At 70.7% G+C, this 19,721-nt stretch carries 17 protein-coding genes; 13 read left to right on the top strand and 4 right to left on the bottom strand.

Translation table 11 applies throughout. The features are described 5' to 3' along the window. Positions 1 to 176: 176 nt before the first annotated feature. Positions 177 to 1,112: a MerR family transcriptional regulator gene (locus tag ACZ6QQ_RS21555; RefSeq protein ID WP_465878381.1), complete on the bottom strand. Its 936-nt coding sequence runs from the start codon at positions 1,110 to 1,112 to the stop codon at positions 177 to 179. A gap of 43 nt (positions 1,113 to 1,155) precedes the next feature. Beyond that, the gene (locus ACZ6QQ_RS21550; protein ID WP_465878380.1) at positions 1,156 to 1,764 is read right to left on the bottom strand and encodes a TetR/AcrR family transcriptional regulator; all 609 of its coding nucleotides are present in this window, start codon (positions 1,762 to 1,764) and stop codon (positions 1,156 to 1,158) included. A gap of 98 nt (positions 1,765 to 1,862) precedes the next feature. Between ACZ6QQ_RS21550 and ACZ6QQ_RS21545 the strand changes: the two genes are divergently transcribed. The 8 genes from ACZ6QQ_RS21545 to ACZ6QQ_RS21510 all read left to right on the top strand — a co-directional run bounded on the left by ACZ6QQ_RS21545 (position 1,863) and on the right by ACZ6QQ_RS21510 (position 11,697). Next, entirely contained in the window at positions 1,863 to 2,873 is a 1,011-nt protein-coding gene (locus ACZ6QQ_RS21545) for an ABC-2 transporter permease (RefSeq protein ID WP_465878379.1), read from the top strand. A 329-nt stretch (positions 2,874 to 3,202) separates the two neighbouring features. Then, positions 3,203 to 4,267: a BMP family lipoprotein gene (locus tag ACZ6QQ_RS21540; protein ID WP_465878423.1), complete on the top strand. Its 1,065-nt coding sequence runs from the start codon at positions 3,203 to 3,205 to the stop codon at positions 4,265 to 4,267. Positions 4,268 to 4,537: 270 nt separating this feature from the next. Next, positions 4,538 to 6,094, top strand: a complete 1,557-nt coding sequence (locus tag ACZ6QQ_RS21535; protein ID WP_465878422.1) for an ABC transporter ATP-binding protein — start codon at positions 4,538 to 4,540, stop codon at positions 6,092 to 6,094. Continuing rightward, entirely contained in the window at positions 6,091 to 7,461 is a 1,371-nt protein-coding gene (locus ACZ6QQ_RS21530; RefSeq protein ID WP_465878378.1) for an ABC transporter permease, read from the top strand. The genes ACZ6QQ_RS21535 and ACZ6QQ_RS21530 overlap by 4 nt, the downstream gene beginning before the upstream one ends. 3 nt (positions 7,462 to 7,464) lie before the next feature. Then, positions 7,465 to 8,745, top strand: a complete 1,281-nt coding sequence (locus tag ACZ6QQ_RS21525) for an ABC transporter permease (protein WP_465878376.1) — start codon at positions 7,465 to 7,467, stop codon at positions 8,743 to 8,745. A gap of 66 nt (positions 8,746 to 8,811) precedes the next feature. Next, complete coding sequence (locus tag ACZ6QQ_RS21520; protein WP_465878419.1) at positions 8,812 to 9,528, top strand: cytidine deaminase; 717 nt, start codon at positions 8,812 to 8,814, stop codon at positions 9,526 to 9,528. Positions 9,529 to 9,601: 73 nt separating this feature from the next. Continuing rightward, positions 9,602 to 10,882 (top strand): thymidine phosphorylase, encoded by a 1,281-nt coding sequence (locus ACZ6QQ_RS21515; protein WP_465878374.1) that lies wholly within the window; start codon positions 9,602 to 9,604, stop codon positions 10,880 to 10,882. A 188-nt stretch (positions 10,883 to 11,070) separates the two neighbouring features. Further along, entirely contained in the window at positions 11,071 to 11,697 is a 627-nt protein-coding gene (locus ACZ6QQ_RS21510) for a DUF4272 domain-containing protein (protein ID WP_465878415.1), read from the top strand. Between the two features lie 24 nt (positions 11,698 to 11,721). Here the strand turns inward: ACZ6QQ_RS21510 and ACZ6QQ_RS21505 are convergent, their stop codons facing one another. Then, complete coding sequence (locus tag ACZ6QQ_RS21505) at positions 11,722 to 12,597, bottom strand: putative RNA methyltransferase (protein ID WP_465878372.1); 876 nt, start codon at positions 12,595 to 12,597, stop codon at positions 11,722 to 11,724. A gap of 141 nt (positions 12,598 to 12,738) precedes the next feature. Between ACZ6QQ_RS21505 and ACZ6QQ_RS21500 the strand changes: the two genes are divergently transcribed. Continuing rightward, complete coding sequence (locus ACZ6QQ_RS21500; protein WP_465878371.1) at positions 12,739 to 13,815, top strand: adenosine deaminase; 1,077 nt, start codon at positions 12,739 to 12,741, stop codon at positions 13,813 to 13,815. Positions 13,816 to 13,850: 35 nt separating this feature from the next. On the opposite strand, the gene ACZ6QQ_RS21495 is transcribed toward ACZ6QQ_RS21500, so the two are convergent. Continuing rightward, positions 13,851 to 14,162, bottom strand: coding sequence for a hypothetical protein (locus tag ACZ6QQ_RS21495; RefSeq protein WP_465878369.1), 312 nt, complete (start codon positions 14,160 to 14,162; stop codon positions 13,851 to 13,853). 556 nt (positions 14,163 to 14,718) lie between these two features. On the opposite strand from ACZ6QQ_RS21495, the gene ACZ6QQ_RS21490 reads away from it, so the two are divergent. The 4 genes from ACZ6QQ_RS21490 (at position 14,719) to ACZ6QQ_RS21475 (ending at position 19,621) form a co-directional block, all read left to right on the top strand. Continuing rightward, positions 14,719 to 18,144, top strand: coding sequence for a sensor histidine kinase (locus ACZ6QQ_RS21490; RefSeq protein ID WP_465878367.1), 3,426 nt, complete (start codon positions 14,719 to 14,721; stop codon positions 18,142 to 18,144). Beyond that, on the top strand, positions 18,141 to 18,545 hold the full coding sequence (locus tag ACZ6QQ_RS21485; protein ID WP_121157211.1) for a roadblock/LC7 domain-containing protein: 405 nt from the start codon (positions 18,141 to 18,143) through the stop codon (positions 18,543 to 18,545). The genes ACZ6QQ_RS21490 and ACZ6QQ_RS21485 overlap by 4 nt, the downstream gene beginning before the upstream one ends. 109 nt (positions 18,546 to 18,654) lie before the next feature. Then, on the top strand, positions 18,655 to 19,032 hold the full coding sequence (locus ACZ6QQ_RS21480) for a DUF742 domain-containing protein (protein ID WP_326563143.1): 378 nt from the start codon (positions 18,655 to 18,657) through the stop codon (positions 19,030 to 19,032). Between the two features lies 1 nt (position 19,033). Continuing rightward, a complete protein-coding gene (locus tag ACZ6QQ_RS21475) occupies positions 19,034 to 19,621 on the top strand; it encodes a GTP-binding protein (RefSeq protein WP_326563144.1) in 588 nt (195 codons plus the stop codon). Positions 19,622 to 19,721: the final 100 nt, after the last annotated feature.

Here is a 19,721-nt window from a genome sequence, read left to right as displayed (position 1 = left end):
CGAGCGCGCTCCCGGAGGCACCGACGGCCACCACTGCACCCCCCACCACAAGGGGTCATCGCCCCAGTCGCCCGTCGGCGCGGGGCACAACGGACGACCAGGTTAGGGCCGGGGTACCCGACCGGCGGCGGTTCGAACCCGCCCGTACGGACCGGTCGGGAGCCGGGGTGACCCGGTCAGTCGGACACCGAGGCGCGTAGGGCGTCGATCGTCCACTGCCAGGCCGGCGCCGGGTTCGGCCAGGCCGGCCAGCCGTTGATGATCGCCATCAGCTCCCAGTAGCGGTTCGGACGCGGGTCGGCGGCGACCTCCCACAGGGCCAGCAACTGCCGGCGATAGGTCGGGTCGTCGGTCCGGTCGACCGAGGCGGCGAACGCCCCGACGATCTCGTCGAGCACCGGAACCGCCCGCGTCGAACCCGGCTCGATTCCCTGCTCCACCGCCGCCCCGGCCCGTTCGGCGACCAGGGTCGCGGTCGCGGTCGCCGTCTCCTGGTCCACCGGCGTCACCCGGGGGGTGCCGGGCGGCGGGTCGAACGAGCCCTGGCCCATCCGGCGCAGCAGCGCCCGGAAGTCGGGGTCGGCGACCAGTTCGGAGAGTTCGAGCCAGGCGTTGACCTGTTCGTCGGTCGGCTCCTCGGGCAGCTCCGGGCTGGCCGACCGGAGTCGGCTCTCGAAGTCGGGGTCGACCGGGATGCCCTCGAAGATGCTGTCCAGGAACTCGGCGATGACGCGGCGGCGTTCGTCGGCCGTCGCCCGCGCGATGCGGGTCATGTGTTCCACCTCCTGCGGTGAAGGTTGCCGGCGGGCGAGTGCCCGCAGCACGGCGCGTTGTACGCGCAGCACCCGGATCTGTGCGTCGAGCGCGTCGGCGTGTCGGGCGGCGACCCCGGTGAGGTCCGCCTCCCGGTCCAGGACCCGCCGGATGGTCGACAGGTCCAGCCCCAGTTCGCGCAGCGTACGGACGAAGTTGAGTCGTACGAGCGCGTCGGTGCCGTACCGGCGGTGCCCGGCGTGGGTGCGGTCGTGCTCGGGCACCAGCCCGAGATCCGAGTAGTAACGGACGGTCTTGACCGACAGCCCCGTGCGTCGCGCCAGTTCCCCGATGTGCATGTACTCGATGGTGGAACCTCCCGTTACCGGAGGTGCAAGTCGGTCAGCCGGCGGTCCCGCCGCCGCCCGTGAGCAGTGACCGCATGCCGTCGAGGTAGGTCGCCCGGTCCGGTCCGTCGGCCAGGATGCGTTGCAGGAAGTAACCGGGGACGAGCCCGAACAGGACCGCCCCGGCCGCCCGGGGATCGGTGTCGGCGGGCAGCTCCCCGTTGCGGTGCGCGCGTTCGGCGATGACCACGAAGTGGTCGCGGAACCGGCCGTACTTCTCCCGGACGAAGGCGGCCAGGGCGGGGTCGCGCAGGGATTCGGCCCAGACCTGCACGGCGATCCGGAGCAGGCCGTCCGGCCCGGCCTGCTGGTCGACGAAGGCCAGCGCACGGTCCATCGCCCCGGTCAGGGGCAGCGGCGGGTCGTGCGCGGCGATTTCGGCGAACAGCTGGTCGGCGCTGCTGATCGCGGTCTCGGCGATCGAGGTGATCAGCTCGTTCTTGCTCTTGAAGTAGCGGTAGACCGCGCCGACCGAGAGCCCGGCCTCGGTGATCACGTCCTGCATCGAGGTGTTGTGGAAGCCGTTGCGCAGGAAGCAGCGTCGCGCCGCGTCGAGGATCTGCTGGCGGCGGGCGGCGAGATGTTCGTCGGAGACGCGAGGCATGTCGCAAATAATAAAACGAGCGTTCGTTCTTGACTACCGTCGCCGGCCGATGGGACGCTCGATTTAAGAGAGCGAGCGCTCGTTTTAAGGAGAGGAAGATGGCTGAGCCAGCCACCCGGTCCAGGCCACCGATTGTCGTCGCCGTCCTGCTCGCCGCCGTGGCGGTGGTCCTGCAGGCGTTGCTCGTACCCCTGTTCGCGGCACCGGCGGCGAACCTGGCCCCGCGCGACCTGCCGGTCGCGGTCGCCGGGCCGGCGCCCGCCGCCGAGGCGTTCGCCGCCCGGCTGGCGCAGGCCCAACCCGGTGCCTTCGACGTGCGGGTGCTGCCCGATCCGGCGGCGGCCGACCGCGCGCTGCGCGACCGCGAGGTGTACGCCGCCTTCGTTCCCGGCCCGGACGGACTCACCCTGCACATCGCCACCGGTGCCGGTCCGACCGTGGCCGGCCTGCTCACCGAGGTCGCCCGGGCCGGCGGCACCCCGGTACGGGTGGTCGACGTGGTGCCGGCCGACCCGGACGACCCACGGGGCACCGGTTTCGCCGCCGGTTTCCTGCCGCTGGCGCTGGTCAGCGTGCTGGCCGGGGCACTGCTCGCCCTGCTCGTCGCCGGTCGGGTCGCCCGGTTCGCCGGTCTGCTCGCCTACGGTGTGCTGGCCGGCCTCGTCGGCGCCGCCCTGCTCCAGGGCTGGCTCGGAGTGCTGCCCGGCGACTACCCGTCCGACGCCGCGGCGATCGGCCTGTTCGCGCTGGCGACCTCGGCCATGGTGACCGGGCTCGGCGCGCTGCTCGGCCGGGCCGGCATCGGGCTGGCCGCCTTCCTGCTCTTCCTGGTCGGCAACTCGCTCGGCGCGGTGGCCGCCGCGCCCGAACTGCTGCCCCGGCCGTGGGGAGAGGTGGGCCAGTGGTTGCCGGTCGGTGCCGGGGCCAATCTGCTGCGGTCGGCCGCCTTCTTCGACGGCGCCGGCGCCGCCATGCCCCTGGCGATCCTGGCCGGATATGCCGTGCTCGGCCTGCTACTGGCTGTCACCGGCCGGGCGGCCGTCGCGATCACCCAAAGCGCCGTTACCACCACGGAACAGGGTCGGATGTTGTCGAATTCGGTGACCTGATGAATTGTTATTAACGCGGAACTTGGCCTACCGTTCCCGGTTAGTCACCCAACGGTACGGCTCTGAGCAGGGAAAACTCCCCTTAAGGTCCGTTTAGGTGGTTGTGGTCGTTCGGCTACCAGCACGAAGAGTGATTTCGACCACGAGAGAGTTACGTGAGGGTAACAGCACCTCAACAGTCGGGCACGATTGTCGGCCGGTGGGTGGGCGCGGGCGTACGCTCCCGTCCTAACGTGGGACGCCGGGTGCAAGGTGCAGGCCGGCTTTTGGGCTGCCACCGCGAGTCGGTGTGCATGGGGAAGGAGACCGTCTTGCGCTCAGTGCGTGGGATGCGGATCGTTTCGGTATTCGCGGTCGGTGGGCTCGCGATGGGCGTCGCCGCCTGCGGCGAGGCGCCGAGCGAGAGCGGCGGCACGGACACCGCCGCCAAGAAGTACAACGCATGCATGGTGACCGACGTCGGTGGCATCGACGACAAGTCGTTCAACACCTCCGCCTGGAAGGGTCTCCAGGAGGCCAAGGCGGCGGACTCCAACATCGACATCAAGTACGTCGCCTCGAAGGCCGAGGCCGACTACGAGCCGAACCTGACCCAGTACGTGAACCAGGACTGCGACTTCATCCTCGCGGTCGGCGGCCTGATGGGCGACGCCACCTCCAAGATCGCGAAGGCGCACCCTGACCAGCAGTTCGGCATCGTCGACGCGAAGCTGCCGGAGAGCAACGTCTACCCGATGCAGTTCGACACCGCGCAGGCCGCGTTCCTCGCCGGCTACGTCGCGGCGGGCATGAGCAAGACCGGCAAGGTCGGCACCTACGGCGGCATGAAGATCCCGCCGGTGACGATCTTCATGGACGGTTTCGCCGACGGCGTGGCCCAGTACAACAAGGCCAAGGGCAAGACGGTCCAGGTCCTCGGCTGGAACAAGGCCACCCAGGACGGGTCGTTCACCAACGACTTCGTCAAGCAGGACGAGGGCAAGAAGGTCAGCGACACGCTGGTCGCCCAGGGTGCCGACATCGTCATGCCGGTCGCCGGTGGCGCCGGTCAGGGCACCACCGCCGCCGCCCAGGCGTCCGGTGGCAAGTTCAACGCGATCTGGGTCGACGTCGACGGCTGCGAGAGCACCCCGAACTGCCCGTCCCTGATCACCACCGTGGTCAAGAACATCCCGGACGTCGTCCGGGACGCCGTGACCAAGGCGGCCAAGGGCGAGAAGCTCGCGCACGACCCGGGCTTCACCGGCACGCTCGCCAACAACGGCGTCGAGCTGGCCCCGTACCACGACTTCGACAGCAAGGTTCCGGCCGAGCTGAAGGCCGAGGTCGACAAGCTGAAGGCGGACATCGCCGCCGGCACCATCACCGTCACCTCCCCGGCCCAGCCGAAGTGACGTCGGACCGGCCATCGGTGGTGGGGGCATCACCGCCGATGGCCGGTTCACCCCGGTAACAGCCCGCCGCTCCGGCATCCGTGGTGACGCCACGGGCGTCGGAGCGACCGGGTCACGCCCGATCGGGCAGCCCCTGAGCGTACGTTCAGTCAGGCCGTACCATCTTCAGCCGTCGTCCTTACCGACCGACACCGCTGACCCGTTCTCCCCTCCCGCCCCCGTCCCGGTGGCGGCTAGGCTGCACCATCGCCCGCACTCCAGGAGGTTGCGCTGAGACTCGAACTGCGCGGCATCACCAAGCGGTTCGGTGACCTGGTCGCCAACGACCACATCGATCTGACGGTTGAGCCCGGAGAGATCCACGCGCTTCTCGGAGAGAACGGCGCGGGCAAGTCCACTCTGATGAACGTGCTGTACGGCCTGATCCAGCCCGACGAGGGCGAGATCCTGGTCGACGGCGCACCACTGCGGATCAAGGGGCCGCCGGACGCCATCGGTGCCGGGATCGGCATGGTGCACCAGCACTTCATGTTGGTGCCGGTCTTCACCGTCACCGAGAACGTCATGCTCGGCGCCGAGCAGGTACGTGGCGGCATCGCCGGCTTCCTCGACAAGCGCCGGGCCCGCAAGCTGGTGTCCGAGGTCTCCGCCCGCTACAACCTGCGGGTCGACCCGGACGCGGTGATCGAGGACCTGCCGGTCGGCGTGCAGCAGCGGGTCGAGATCGTCAAGGCGCTGACCCGCGACGTCGACCTGCTCATCCTGGACGAGCCGACGGCGGTGCTGACCCCGCAGGAGACCGAGGAGCTGCTCGCGGTGATGCGGGCGCTCAAGGAGTCCGGCAAGTCGATCGTCTTCATCACGCACAAGCTGAAGGAAGTCAAGGCGATCGCCGACCGGATCACGGTGATCCGGCGCGGCCGGACCGTCGGCACGGCGAGCCCGCAGTCCAGCGAGGACGAGCTGGCCGCCCAGATGGTCGGCCGTACGGTGAACCTGCTGGTCGACAAGGGTCCGGCCGAGCCGGGCGAGGCGGTCCTGGAGATCGAGGGGCTGGTCGTCGACGACGAGCGCGCCTACCGGGCGGTGGACGGCGTCGACCTGACCGTCCGCGCCGGTGAGGTGCTCGGCATCGCCGGGGTGCAGGGCAACGGCCAGACCGAACTGGTCGAGGCGATCATGGGCCTGCGGCCGGTGCTGGCCGGCTCGGTGAGCCTGGTCGGCCAGCGGATCGACGGCTGGTCGACCAAGAAGGTGCTCCGCGCCGGAGTCGGCTACGTGCCCGAGGACCGCAGCGTCGACGGGCTGGTCAAGGAGTTCACCGTCGCCGAGAACCTGGTGCTGGACATCTACGACCAGTCGCCGTTCGGCGCCGGGCTGCGGCTGCGGCCGGAGGAGATCGCCCGGTCGGCGGCCGAACGGGTCGAGCAGTTCGACATCCGTACGCCCAGCGCGGACGCGGCCGTCGGCACGCTCTCCGGCGGCAACCAGCAGAAGGTCATCGTGGCCCGCGAGCTGTCCCGCCCGCTGAAGCTCTTCGTCGCCGCGCAGCCGACCCGTGGCGTCGACGTCGGCTCGATCGAGTTCATCCACCAGCGGATAGTGCGCGAGCGGGACATCGGCACCGCCGTACTGCTGATCTCCAGCGAGCTGGACGAGGTGATCGGCCTGGCCGACCGGATCGCGGTGATGTACCGCGGCCGGATCCTCGGCATCGTCGGCCCGGACACCCCCCGCGAGGAGATCGGGCTGTTGATGGCCGGGATAACCGACGAGTCGGCGCCCCCGACTCCCGGTAGCACCCCTGCGGACGAGGAAACGTCATGAGCGACTTTGCTGCTGGTGGTGTTGGTGCTGCTGCGTCGCCGGACAAGGATCCGGCGGACCAGGCGCGGGCCGCGCGGTCGGCGGCGGCGAACGCCGACCCGCCGAAGCCCGGTACGGGCGACGAACCCGAGAACCCGAACGGTCGGGGTCCGCTCCTGCTGCGCAGCTTCCTGCAGAACCTCTGGGCGGCCAACACCCTCACCGTGACGGTGCTGGCCATCGTCCTGGCGACGGTGATCGGCGCGATCCTGATCATCATTTCCGACCCGGACGTGCTGCACACCTACACGTACATCACCGCCCGGCCGCAGGACGCGCTCAACTCCAGTTGGACCGTGGTCAGCGAGGCGTACGCCAACCTGTTCAAGGGCGCGGTGGTCGACCCGGCCGCCGTACAGGGGTGGATCAACGGCACGAACGGCTGGGAACTGGTCTTCGCGCCGATCTCCGAGACGCTCACGTACACCGCGCCGCTGGTCTTCACCGGCCTGGCGGTCGCGCTGGCGTTCCGCGGCGGGCTGTTCAACATCGGCGCCCAGGGTCAGGCCACCCTCGGCGTGATCGTGGCCGCGCTGGCCGGCTTCCTGCTGCCGCTGCCGCCGGTGATCCACCTGATAGTGGCGCTGCTCGCCGGCGCCCTCGGCGGGGCCATCTGGGGTTTCGTCCCGGGCTTCCTGAAGGCCCGGACCGGCGCGCACGAGGTGATCAACACGATCATGCTCAACTACGTCGCCGTCTACCTGCTCTCCTGGGTGATCCTGCAGAAGGTCGTGCACGACCCGGACCGGACCGACGCGATCAGCCGACCGGTCGACTCGTCGGCGCAACTGCCCCGACTGCTCGGCGGTGACCTGCGGGTACACGCCGGCATCCTGCTCGCGGTGGTCGCCACCGGGGTGGTCGCCTGGCTGCTCAACCGGTCCACGTTCGGCTTCGAGCTGCGCGCGGTCGGGGCCAACCCGGACGCCGCCCGGACCGCCGGCATCAGCGTCACGAAGACGTATGTGCTGCTGATGGTGATCTCCGGAGCGCTGGCCGGGCTCGGTGGCGCGAACATGGTGGTCGGCTCCACGGCCAGCGCACTCACCCCGCTGGTGGTGGCACAGATCGGCTTCGACGGCATCCTGGTGGCCCTGCTCGGTCGGGTCAAACCGTGGGGCGTCCTGCTCGCCGCGCTGCTCTTCGGCGCGTTGCAGGCCGGCGGCAACCGGATGCAGTCGTACGCCGGGATCTCGCTGGAGCTGGTGACCGTGCTACAGGCACTGATCGTCATCTTCATCGCCGCACCCGCCCTGATCAAGGCGATCTTCCAGCTCCGCGCCGCGCGAGCCGCCCGATTGCAGACGAGCCTGGCGAAGGGCTGGTAGTCGATGTCCACGATGGCAGTGGGGGATGTCGCTCTGGCCCCCGTACAGCAGGGGTTCTGGACCCGCAACCGGCGGATCGGCCTCGGGCTGCTCGCCCTCGGCCTGGCCGCGGCGATCGCGTTCGGGGCGCTCGCCACCGGCGAGCTGGCCCGGTTCACCCTCAGCGAGGACGCGGCCGGTGCCGCACTGGAGATCAACGGTACGGTCGGCGCGATCCTGTTCGGCCTGATCGCCGCCGCAGCCGGGGCAGCGCTGCTGTTCGGCGTGCCCAAGCGCTGGTTCACCCTGCTGCTCGGCATCGGGGTGGTCGGCTTCGTGCTCTCCTTCCTCTGCTGGCAGGTCTCGGCCGCCCCGGCGGGGCAGAACTTCATGCCCCTGGTCAACATCGTCCGGAACACCTTCCTGCTGGCCCTGCCGCTGATCTTCGGGGCGCTGGCCGGGGTGCTCTGCGAACGCTCCGGCGTGGTCAACGTGGCAATCGAGGGCCAGTTGCTGATGGGCGCCTTCTCTGGCGCGCTGTTCGGCTCGCTCACCGGAAGCGTCTGGGTCGGGCTGCTCGCGGCGGCCCTCGGCGGCACGTTCATCTCGCTGCTGCTCGCCGTCTTCGCCATCCGCTACCTGGTCGACCAGGTGGTCATGGGCATCGTGCTGAACCTGCTCGCGGTCGGCCTGACCGGGTTCCTCTACGAGCGGCTGATGCAGACCGACGCGGCCACGTACAACCAGCCGCCGCACTTCGGCAACTGGTCGATCCCGCTGCTGTCGGAGATTCCGGTGATCGGGCCGGCGATCTTCGAGAGCAACATCTTCCTCTACCTGGCGCTGGTCCTGGTACTGGTGATCCACTTCGGCCTGTTCCGGACCCGCTGGGGGCTGCGCACCCGCTCGGTCGGCGAGCACCCGACCGCCGCCGACACCCTCGGCGTACGGGTGCTGCGGCTGCGTTACCGCAACGTGCTGCTGGCCGGTGCGGTCGCCGGGATCGGCGGCGCCTCGTACACGCTGGCGCTCTACACGTTCAGCAAGAACATGATCGGCGGTAAGGGCTTCATCGCCCTGGCCGCGCTGATCTTCGGCCGGTGGAGCCCGACCGGTGCCCTGCTCGCCGCGCTCTTCTTCGGCTTCGCCGACCAGCTCGGCACCTACCTCAGCGCGATCAACAGCGTCATCCCCAGCGACTTCCTGGCGATGCTGCCGTACCTCGCCACCATCCTGGCCGTCGCCGGGCTGGTCGGCCGGGTCCGCGCACCGGCCGCCGACGGCAAGCCCTACATCAAGGGCTGACCGGGGCGTGCGCGGCCGGTCGGTTGGCGGTCCTGACCAGCGGCGGGGCAGGATGGGGACGTGACAATGGAGATCGACTGGATCGGCCTTCGGGCCGCCGCCACCGAGGCGATGCGGCACGCCTACGCCCCGTACTCGAACTTCCCGGTCGGGGCGGCCGGGCTGGTCGACGACGGCCGGGTGGTGGTCGGCTGCAACGTGGAGAACGCCGCGTACGGCGTGACGCTCTGCGCCGAGTGCGGGGTGGTCTCCGCGCTGCACGCCACCGGCGGCGGCCGGCTGGTCGCCCTCTCCTGCGTCGACGCCACCGGCGAACCGCTGATGCCCTGCGGCCGGTGCCGCCAACTGCTCTGGGAACAGGGCGGGGCGGAGTGCCTGGTCGAGGCGACCCCCCGGCCGCTGCGGATGGCCGAACTCCTTCCGCACGCCTTCGACGTCGCCGACCTGGAGGCGGTCGTCGCGCCACCGGTGCTGCCGACCGTGCCGGAACGGCTCGCCGCCTGGCGGGGCCGGGGCACCGTCTTCGTCCACCCGGACGTCTCCGGCGGGAAGCAGGTCTGGACCGGCTACTGGGAGCGGTCCGCGGGCGACGACGGTGACGAGCCCACCGGGGTGCTGGAGGAGGCGCCGAGCTGGGACGACCCGGACGACGCGGTCACCTGGGGGCACGCCCGTACGCCCCGGGTGGTGGTGGTCGACGCGGCCGGTTCCCTGTACTGGGCCGGGGAGGGCGAGCCGCCGATGGAGATCCCGGTCCGCTGGCCCGGCTCCGACACCGACTGAACCGGCGGGTACAACCCCTGTGCCGGGGCGGGCACGCTCGAATCAACTCTTCGGAAAGGCGGGTGGCGGGCCCATGGGCACGTTCAGCGCGATCGAGGTCATCCGTACCAAGCGGGACGGCGGGGTGCTCAGCGACGGGCAGATCGACTGGGTGGTCGACGCGTACACCCGGGGGTTGGTCGCGGACGAGCAGATGTCCGCCCTCGCGATGGCGATCCTGCTGCGCGGCATGACCCCGGCGGAGATCGCCCGGTGGACCGCCGCGATGATCAACAGCGGGGAGCGGCTCGACCTGTCCGGCGTGGACCGCCCGACCGTGGACAAGCACTCCACCGGCGGCGTCGGCGACAAGATCACGCTTCCGCTCACCCCGCTGGTCGCCGCCTGCGGCGCCGCCGTACCGCAGCTCTCCGGACGGGGACTCGGCCACACCGGCGGCACCCTGGACAAGCTCGAATCGATCCCCGGCTGGCGGGCCGCGCTGAGCAACGAGGAGTTCATCGCCCAACTCGCCGACACCGGCGCGGTGATCTGCGCCGCCGGTGACCACCTCGCCCCGGCCGACCGCAAGCTGTACGCGCTGCGCGACGTCACCGGCACCGTCGAGGCGATCCCGCTGATCGCCAGCTCGATCATGAGCAAGAAGATCGCCGAGGGGACCGGTGCCCTGATCCTCGACGTGAAGGTCGGCAGCGGCGCCTTCATGAAGTCCGTCGACGACGCCCGCGAACTCGCCCGCACCATGGTCGAACTCGGCACCGCACACGGCGTACGGACCGTCGCCCTGCTCACCGGGATGTCCACCCCGCTCGGCCTGGCGGTCGGCAACGCCGTCGAGGTCACCGAGTCGGTCGAGGTGCTGGCCGGCGGCGGACCCGCCGACATCGTGGAGCTGACCCTCGCGCTCGCCCGGGAGATGCTCGACGCCGCCGGACTGGCCCACGTCGACCCCGAACCGGCACTGCGCGACGGCCGGGCGATGGACGCCTGGCGCTCCATGATCCGGGCGCAGGGCGGCGACCCGGACGCCCCACTGCCGATCGCGAACGAGACCGAGCTGGTCCGGGCCGACCGCGACGGGTACGTCTCGACCGTCGACGCGTACACGATCGGGGTCGCCGCGTGGCAGCTCGGTGCCGGCCGGGCGCGCAAGGAGGACCCGGTCAGCGCCGGTGCCGGCGTACTGCTGCACAAGCGTCCGGGAGACCGGGTACGCACCGGCGACGTCCTCTACGAGCTGCGGGCCGACACCGCCTCCCGGATCCCGGCGGCGCTGGCGACGGCCGGCTCCGCGGTCACCGTCACCGACGCCGCACCGGTGCTCGCACCGCTGGTCATCGAGCGGATCAGCTGACCCGTGAGCCGTTGCGTCAGCCCGCCCGGTACGACCGGCGGGGCGACCTGGTGCAGCCGCCCACGAGCCGCTATTCTCCCTGGCCACGGGGATCATCCGGCGCCGAGCCGCCGAAGACTTGCAGGGACGAAGCTGTGACCGTACCCGCTCCCGACCCTCGGGCCGTGCGAACGGCGAACCTCGACGAGATGAGCCGTCTCGGGCTGCCGCTGCCGCCGCCGCAGTTCCCCCTCGTCTGGGAACCCGGCGACGAGCTGGAACTGCGGCCGACGGCCGAGATCGAGGCTCGGGCGGCCGTCCTTCAGGTGGTGCTGGCCCGCTGTTTCGGCATGCCGGCCGAGGCCGGGATGAGCTGGCTGCTCGGCTCGCGCCTGATCGACATGGTCACCCCGCCGGAGTGGCAGTTCGTCATGGGCGGCCGGGGTGACCACCGCTCGTTCGTGCTGCACCACGACGCGGTATTCGCGCTCGCCTGGGTGCTCGGGCTGGTCAAGCACCTCGACCCGACCGAGCCGACCGACGAGCGGTTGACGGAGCTGTTGCCGAACCTGGTGGCGGGGGAGACGTTCGCCCAGTGGCGTTCGCGTTCCCTGGTCGCCCCGCAGGACGCGGTGGATGTCGCCGCCCTGCTGGACTTCTACTACTGCCTCGACTGGGGCTACCTGGAGTTGGAGCGCCTCGGCGGGGTGCACCCGAGTCTGATCGACGCGAACGCGATCGGCCAGCGCCGGTGGGCGTTGGAGTGGGCGGTCATGTTCATCGGTCCGTACCACGATCCGCCGGGCGGCTGGGAGGAAGTCGACCTGTCCACCTGACCCCGCCGGCCGGTCCGACCCGGCTCAACGGGGACTGTAGTGGGCGAGTTCGACGGCGGCGGTGACCGTGACCGGCTCGGGTAGCGCCTCGATCCGGGCGGCGAGCCGGACCGGATCGACGTGCCAGGCGCTCGGCCCCATCCCGACCAAGGTGGCCACCTCACGTCGGTCCAGCCGCATCGGGTTTGTGTGCCGGCTCCGGTCGACCAGCTCGAACTCGCCGGCCAGGCTGCCCGCCACCCGGTCGGCCTTGACCGGGTCGACCCGCAGCAGGTCCAGCCGGTCGACCAGTTCGGCCAGGTGGTCACCGGCCGGGGTGACCACCAGCAGGGCTCCGTCGCGCCGGAGCACCCGGTGGAACTCCGGCCCGTTGCGCGGGGCGAAGACGTTGAGCAGCAGCCGGGTGGACGCGTCGGCCAGCGGCAGGCCGGCCCAGGTGTCGCAGAGCGCCGCCGCCGCGCGGGGATGGGACCGGGCCGCCCGGCGCAGCGCCGGCTTCGACACGTCCAGGGCCAGCCCGACGGCGTCCGGGATCGCGTCGAGCACCGTCGCCAGGTGCCAGCCGGTCCCGGCCCCGGCGTCGACCACCAGATCCGGGTACGCCCCGCTGTTGTCGGCCGGGCCGGTGGGACCGACGACCCGTTCCGCCGCCTCGACCAGGGCGACCGAGATCATGTCGTAGTGACCGGCGCCGAGGAACCCGACCCGCGCGGTGACCATCTCCGGGCTGTCCCCGGTGTGCGGTGCGCGACCGGCCAGCAGGTTGACGTACCCCTGGCGGGCCAGATCGAAGCTGTGCCCGCGGGGACAGCGCAGCGCCCGCGCGGCGCCCGCGTCGACCGCGGTGAGCGGCTGGCCGCAGAGCGGGCAGCGCAGGAACCGCAACGGATCTGGACTCACTCCCGCCAGCCTAGGCGGTGCCGGTCAGCGACCTCCCAGCCCCGGCCCGCATCGGGCGGTACCGGCCCGGACCAGCGCCGCCACGGCGTCCGGGCCGCGTGCCCCGTCCGGTGCGGGCGGGCGGAGCACTAGGGTCTGGTCATGGTGGCAATCGAATACGAAGACATCGTCAAGGCACCCAAGGCGCTGCTGCACGACCACCTGGACGGCGGGCTGCGACCGGGAACCATCATCGAGTTGGCCGACACGATCGGCCACCCGCTACCCAGCACCGATCCGGACGAGTTGGGTCGGTGGTTCGTCACCGCCGCCGACTCCGGGTCGCTGGAACGGTACCTGGAGACGTTCGCGCACACCGTGGCGGTGATGCAGACCGCCGACGCGCTGCACCGGGTCGCCGCCGAGTGCGCGATGGACCTGGCCGCCGACGGCGTCGTCTACGCCGAGGTCCGGTTCGCCCCGGAACAGCACCTGGACCAGGGCCTGAGCCTGGACGAGGTGGTCGAGGCGACGGTGGCCGGGTTCGCCGAGGGAGCCGCGCTGGCGGCGGCGGACGGCCGGCGCATCCGGATCGGCACCCTGCTCACCGCGATGCGGCACGCCGCCCGGTCGCAGGAGATCGCCGAACTGGCGGTCCGCTTCCGGGACAGCGGCGTGGTCGGCTTCGACATCGCGGGCGCGGAGGCCGGTTTCCCGCCCACCCGGCACCTGGACGCCTTCGAATACCTGCAACGGGAGAACTTCCACTTCACCATCCACGCCGGTGAGGCGTTCGGGCTGCCGTCCATCTGGCAGGCGATCCAGTGGTGCGGCGCCGACCGGCTCGGGCACGGCGTACGGATCGTCGACGACATCACCGCCGGCACCGAACCGGTACTCGGCCGGCTGGCCGCGTACGTGCGGGACAAGCGCATCCCGCTGGAGCTCTGCCCGTCGTCGAACGTGCAGACCGGTGCCGTCGCGTCGATCGCGGAGCACCCGATCGGGCTCCTGCGCGACCTGCGGTTCCGGGCCACGGTCAACACCGACAACCGGCTGATGAGCGGCACCTCGATGTCACGGGAGATGGCCCTGCTGGTGGAGGCGTTCGGCTACGGCTGGGCCGAGCTCCAGTGGTTCACCATCAACGCGATGAAGAGCGCGTTCATCCCGTTCGACGAGCGGCTGGCGATCATCAACGAGGAGATCAAACCGGCGTACGCGAAGCTGCTGTCCTGATCCGCCACGGCACCGTCGGCGTACGGCCGTCGCGCTCAGCCCGTACGCCCGGTGCCGCCGACCGTGGCGCTGTCGCCGACCGGGCTGCCGGCACCGGTGCTCGGGGTGTAGGCGGCGATCGCGGCCCGGTGCAGGGCGGCCACCCGCCGGATCACCTGACCGCCCCGCGACGGTTGGCAGCCGAGACCGGTCTGCCGGCGCAGCACCTCGGGTTCGGTGCGGGCGAGTGTGATTCCCCGGCGAACCAGCAGCCCCGGTGCCTTGCGTCGTTCACCGAGGTCGCGGGCGAGCCGACGAAAGAAGGTCGCGCCGCGCGGGCGCCGCAACGTGTACGCGCCCGCGAGCAACCCGAGTCGACGGCATTCGGGTACTATCTCGGCAGCAAAAATCCCTTCGGCGATAAAGAGTGGCGATCCGGCTAGATCGAATGTCCGACTGTCCACCCGCCGGTCCGCGCCGATCGCGTAAACCGGCACTTCGGCACTGCCGTTCCGGATCAGAGAGGCAATCGTCGCCACGGCACCGTCGGCGTTCCACGCCTGTGGTGACTCCCAGTCGGCAAGACCGGCCCGACGCGGCAGCGTAGGGTCGTCACCGTCCTTGTAGAAATCGTCGAGGGAGAGCACGGGAAGCCCGGTGCGACGGGCGATGTAGGACTTTCCGGAGCCTGAGGGTCCAGCGAGCAGCACCACTCCGACAGAGGATCTCATTACTTTGAGTTACTCCCAGCAGACGGATTGCTAGCAAATTGCATGAACATCCCATCACACCGTCCGCGACGGACAACCTGGGCTTTCTCTTTGACTTGCGTCGTGATGGAATCTCGGAGGTCCGACCCGACCGGGTCGGTCGATGGGCGGTGCCCGCTGCGACGCGCGGGAGCCGAAAAGGGAGGGCGGTGACGTGAGCAAGCGGCCGAACACGGCGAACTCTTTCCTGTCGCGTCTCCGCCGGCCAATGGGCCGGCTCCGTGACATGCCGATCTGGTCCAAGCTCGGCATCATCATGATCGTGCCGACGCTCGCCACCATCGTCGTCGGCACCACCGGGCTCATCGACCACCTGCAGACCTACAACAACGCGGAACGGGCACGCACCCTCGCCAACCTGGCCCAGGCCTCCGGCGAGCTGGTCGACGGCCTCCAGGACGAGCGGGCCGCCGCCGTCCTGCTGCTCGGCTCCTCGAACCAGGAGACGAAAGAGAAGTACCAGGACGCGTACAGCAAGGTGCACCCCCGGATCGACCAGGCCAAGGCCCCGTACTCCGAGCAGCGCGCCGAGCTCGACGACCTGCCGGCCAACTTCACCGGCCTGCTCACCCGGATCGACCGGAGCCTGGCCGACCTGCCGGCCACCCGCAGCCAGGTGGTCAACGCTAAGCTGAAGCTCACCGACGCCTCCCAGTCGTACGAGGGCCTGATCAGCGACCTGCTCGACATCCGCGACTCGGCCTCCCAGCTCGCCGGCGACAGTGCGCTGAGCGAGCGGATGCGGGCCGCCACCGCGACCTCGCGCGCCAAGGAGTTCCTCTCCGTACGCCGGGTCGTGGTGCACCGGGCCCTGATCCAGAACGAGCTCACCCCGGTACTGCGCACCGACTACATCGCCACCGAGACCGGTCAGCAGCAGGCGTTGCAGTCCTTCCAGTCGGTGGCCACCCGGTCCGAGGCGGAGTTCTACGAGCAGACCGTGGCCGGTTCCGACCAGCGCGAGGCCGACAACTACAGCGGCTACATCCGGGGCAAGACCAACGACAGCATGGCCGACGCCCCGTTCGACGCGGACAAGTGGGACGCGGCGATGATCGGCAACGCGAAGCTGATCCGTACGGTGGAGGCCCGGCTCGACAGCGACGCGGTGAACCGGGCGACCGCGATCCGCGACGACGTACGTCGGCAGGTTTTCGTCGAGACCACGCTGCTGCTCGCCACGCTGCTGCTGGCCATCCTGTTCGCCTGGATCGTGGCTCGCTCGATGGCCCGGTCGCTGCGCGAACTGCGCCACGGCGCGCTCTCGATCGCCCAGTACGGCCTGCCGCAGGCGGTTGCCCGGCTGCGTGACCCGGCGCTGTCGGCGAACATGTCGCCGGTGCAGCTCGCCAACCAGATCGCCGAACCCCTGCCGGTACGCGGCAAGGACGAGTTCGGCCAGGTCACCGAGGCGTTCAACGCGGTCCACCTGGAAGCCGTCCGGACCGCGGCGGAACAGGCCGCGCTCCGTTCCTCCGTCGCGACGATGTTCGTCAACCTGGCTCGCCGCTCGCAGATCCTGGTCGACCGGCTGATCGGTCACCTCGACCGGTTGGAGCGCGGCGAAGAGGACCCGGACCGGCTGGCCGAGCTGTTCCAGCTCGACCACCTGGCCACCCGGATGCGTCGTAACGACGAGAACCTGCTGGTGCTCGCCGGTGCGGACTCCACCCGGGTGCAGCGCGAGCCGGCCGCCCTGATCGACGTGCTGCGGGCCGCGCAGTCCGAGGTCGAGCACTACACCCGGATCGAGTTCGGGGTGGTCGACCGCGACATCGAGGTCGCCGCGCACGCCGTCAACGACCTGGTCCATCTGGTCGCCGAGCTCTTCGACAACGCCACCGCCTTCTCGCCGCCCGACTCGCAGGTCATGGTCGAGGCCCGGCGGGTCGGCGACCGGGCGTCGCTCTACGTCGAGGACCGGGGCATCGGCATCACCGCCGACCAGCTCTACGAGCTCAACGAGCGGCTCGCCACGCCGCCCCAGGTGGACGTGGCGGTCTCCCGGATGATGGGCCTGGTGGTGGTCGCCCGACTGGCCGCCCGGCACGGGGTCAAGGTCGAACTGCGGCCCGGCTCCGACCGGGGCACGGTGGCCGATGTCACCATGCCGACCTCGGTGCTCGTTCCCCGGGCGCTCTCCGGTCGGGCCCAGCAGTCCGGTGGTTACACCACCCCGGCGCAGCAGCCGCCGAGCCAGCGGCCGAGCTTCGGCCCCCCGTTGGCGCTGGAAAGCGGCCAGGCGCCGCCGGCCCAGCGGACCCCGGAGCGCGACTTCGGTTCCGCCGGCCGCCCGTTCGAACCCGCGGCCTTCAACAGCGGCGGTCTCGGCAACGGCAGCGGGCTGGGCAACGGTTCCGGTCTCGGTAACGGCTCCGGTCTGGGCGGCAACGGCGGCGGATTCGGCAACGGAGCCGCCCGCGGCAACGGTGCCGGGCGCGGGATGCCGGCCTGGTCCGACCTCACCGGTGCGAAGGCCGGCAGCAACGGCAGCGAAGGGTTCAACCCGCGTCCGTCCAACGGGCACGGCGTCGACCCGCTGCCGCAACGCCGGGCCACCGAGGCGAGCAACGAGACGGAACCGACCGGCACGCCCGCGCCGGGCATTCCCCGGCAGGTTCCGACCAGCCCCGAAGCCCGACCGGCAAACGCCGAGCTGGCGCCGTCGGCCCTGCCGCCGGTCTCCGCCCCGCCCGTCTCGGCCCCGCCGGTGTCGGCCGCCCCCGCGTCGGCACCGCCGACGGTCACGGCCGCAGGTGCGCCGCCGGCCTGGCCGCCGGTCAGTGCCGCCGACCGGGAGGTCCCCGCACCCTCGGTTCCGGAGCGGCTCGCGGCGGCGCTGGACATGACGGCCGAACTGCCCCGGATCGCCCGCCCCTCGGCCGAGCCACCGATCACGGTGCCCTCGGCGGCGGCGGTCGAGGCCCGGCCGAGGTTCGCCGACGAGACCATGGAACTGCCGATCTTCCGTGAGCTGGAGTCCGCCTGGTTCCGTACCCGGCGCGCGGTCAACGACGAGACCAGTTCCGACGACGCCGCCGCTGCGGGCAACGGCCAGTACGTCACCGCCGACGCCCGGAGCACGGCCCAGAACGGTTCCGCCAACACTCCGACGAGCCCCACGACGGCGGCTCCGGCGGTCTCCACGACGTCGGGCCGTGGCTTGGGGACGGCGGTGGAGGCGACGGCGGGATCGGTCGGCTACGGCAACGGCGCCGGCCGGCCGGGAGGCTCGTCCGTCGGCGGTTGGCAGACTGCCGCCGACGACGGATGGCGTGCCGCATCCGCGGCTACCGAGGTGCCGGTCGCCGCGACCACCCAGAAGGGTCTGCCCAAGCGGGTGCCGATGGCACAGTTGGTACCCGGCGGGGTAGAAAAGCCGAGCGTCTCTGTGCAACGCCGGACCCCGGAGGCGGTACGCGGTCTGCTGTCCGCGTACCACCGAGGAGTGCAGCGCGGCCGTACCAACCCCTCGGAAGACCCGTCGACCCACCCGGAAGGCACTCCGGGAGGTCAGCAATCCCCGCAGGCCGGCTTAGGCCCCGCGGCCGGGAGCGGTCAGAAGGAGCATGAAGCATGACATCTACGCAGGATCTTGGTTGGCTGCTTGCCAACTTCGCCGACCGGGTGCCGGGCGTCGCACACGCGATCGCCGTCTCCGCGGACGGTCTGCTCCTCGCGTCGTCACGGGACCTTCCGCGTGACCGGGCCGACCAGCTCGCCGCGATCGCGTCCGGTCTCGTCAGCCTCACCCAGGGCGCGGCACGCTGTTTCGAGGGTGGCGCGGTTTTGCAAACCGTGGTCGAGATGGACAATGGCTTCCTGTTCCTCATGTCCATCTCGGACGGTTCCTCGTTCGCGGTGCTCGCCGCTCGCAACAGCGACGTGGGACAGGTCGGATACGAAATGGCACTGCTCGTCGACCGGGTGGGCGACGCGCTCACCCCCGCGCCGCGCGCCGCGGCGGGGATGCTGGGCTAGGAGTGCCGCCGGTCGGCCACCCGGTCAACGGGTGCGACGGCAACGACAGAACGACGAGCTTCACGGGCTCGGGCCACGGACGGGGCGAGAAGGGGGTGAACGGCGGATGATGGCTGAACGCGACGAGCCAACTGGCGCGCTGGTCAGGCCATACGCCGTCACCCGTGGACGGACCCGGCCGAGGCTCAACATCGCCCTGGAGGCACTGGTCGAGACGACGGTGCGCGGCCGGTCTGCCGGTAACGGCAACGGCGGCCAGGGTCGGGAGCACCAATACATCGCCGCGCTGTGTGACGGTCAGTTGCAGTCGCTCGCGGAAATCGCGGCGCGGATGCAGCTACCGCTCGGAGTGGCCCGGGTCCTCATCGCTGACATGGCCGCCGAAGGCCTGGTCGCGGTGCATGAACCGACAATCCTGGACGACTCTAACGACGCGGTGGGCACTGAACTGCTGGAGAGGGTGCTGAGTGGACTTCGCAGGCTCTGACATGTCGCACCGCCCGATGCCTGGGCGCGTGACATCGGCGAAGATCGTCATCGCCGGTGGGTTTGGCGTTGGCAAGACGACGCTGGTCGGCTCGGTCTCGGAGATCACGCCGTTGACCACCGAGGCGATCATGACGTCCGCCGGCGTCGGCGTCGATGACACGCGACAGGTGCCGGGAAAGACGACCACGACGGTCGCCATGGACTTCGGTCGGATCTCGATCGACCGGGACCTGATCCTCTACCTGTTCGGCACCCCGGGCCAGACACGTTTCTGGTTCATGTGGGACGAACTGGTACGGGGCGCGATCGGGGCGGTGGTGCTGGTGGACACCCGTCGATTGGCCGACTGCTTCGCGGCGATCGACTTCTTCGAGCACCGGCGGCTGCCGTACCTGGTGGCCATCAACTGCTTCGACGGGATGCAGTACCACGACCCGCAGGACGTGCGGGACGCGCTCGCCATCTCGAGTGACGTCCCCGTGGTGGCTTGCGACGCTCGTAACCGCGAGTCGACCAAGCACGTGCTGATCTCGCTGGTGGAGTACGTACTCACCATGCGCAGGTCACGCGCTGTCGCGCCCGCCTGACGTGAGTTGACGTAACAACTGCCCGGCCGGGCGTTCCATCCCGGTCGGGCAGTTGGCGTGCGTACGGAAGCCCGTGCCAGGTCAGGGTGGCGGGTGAGGG

The organism is Micromonospora sp. NPDC049529, assembly GCF_055586685.1.
Note: the sequence above shows the minus strand (reverse complement) of the source record. Positions and strands in the feature narration are given on the sequence as shown.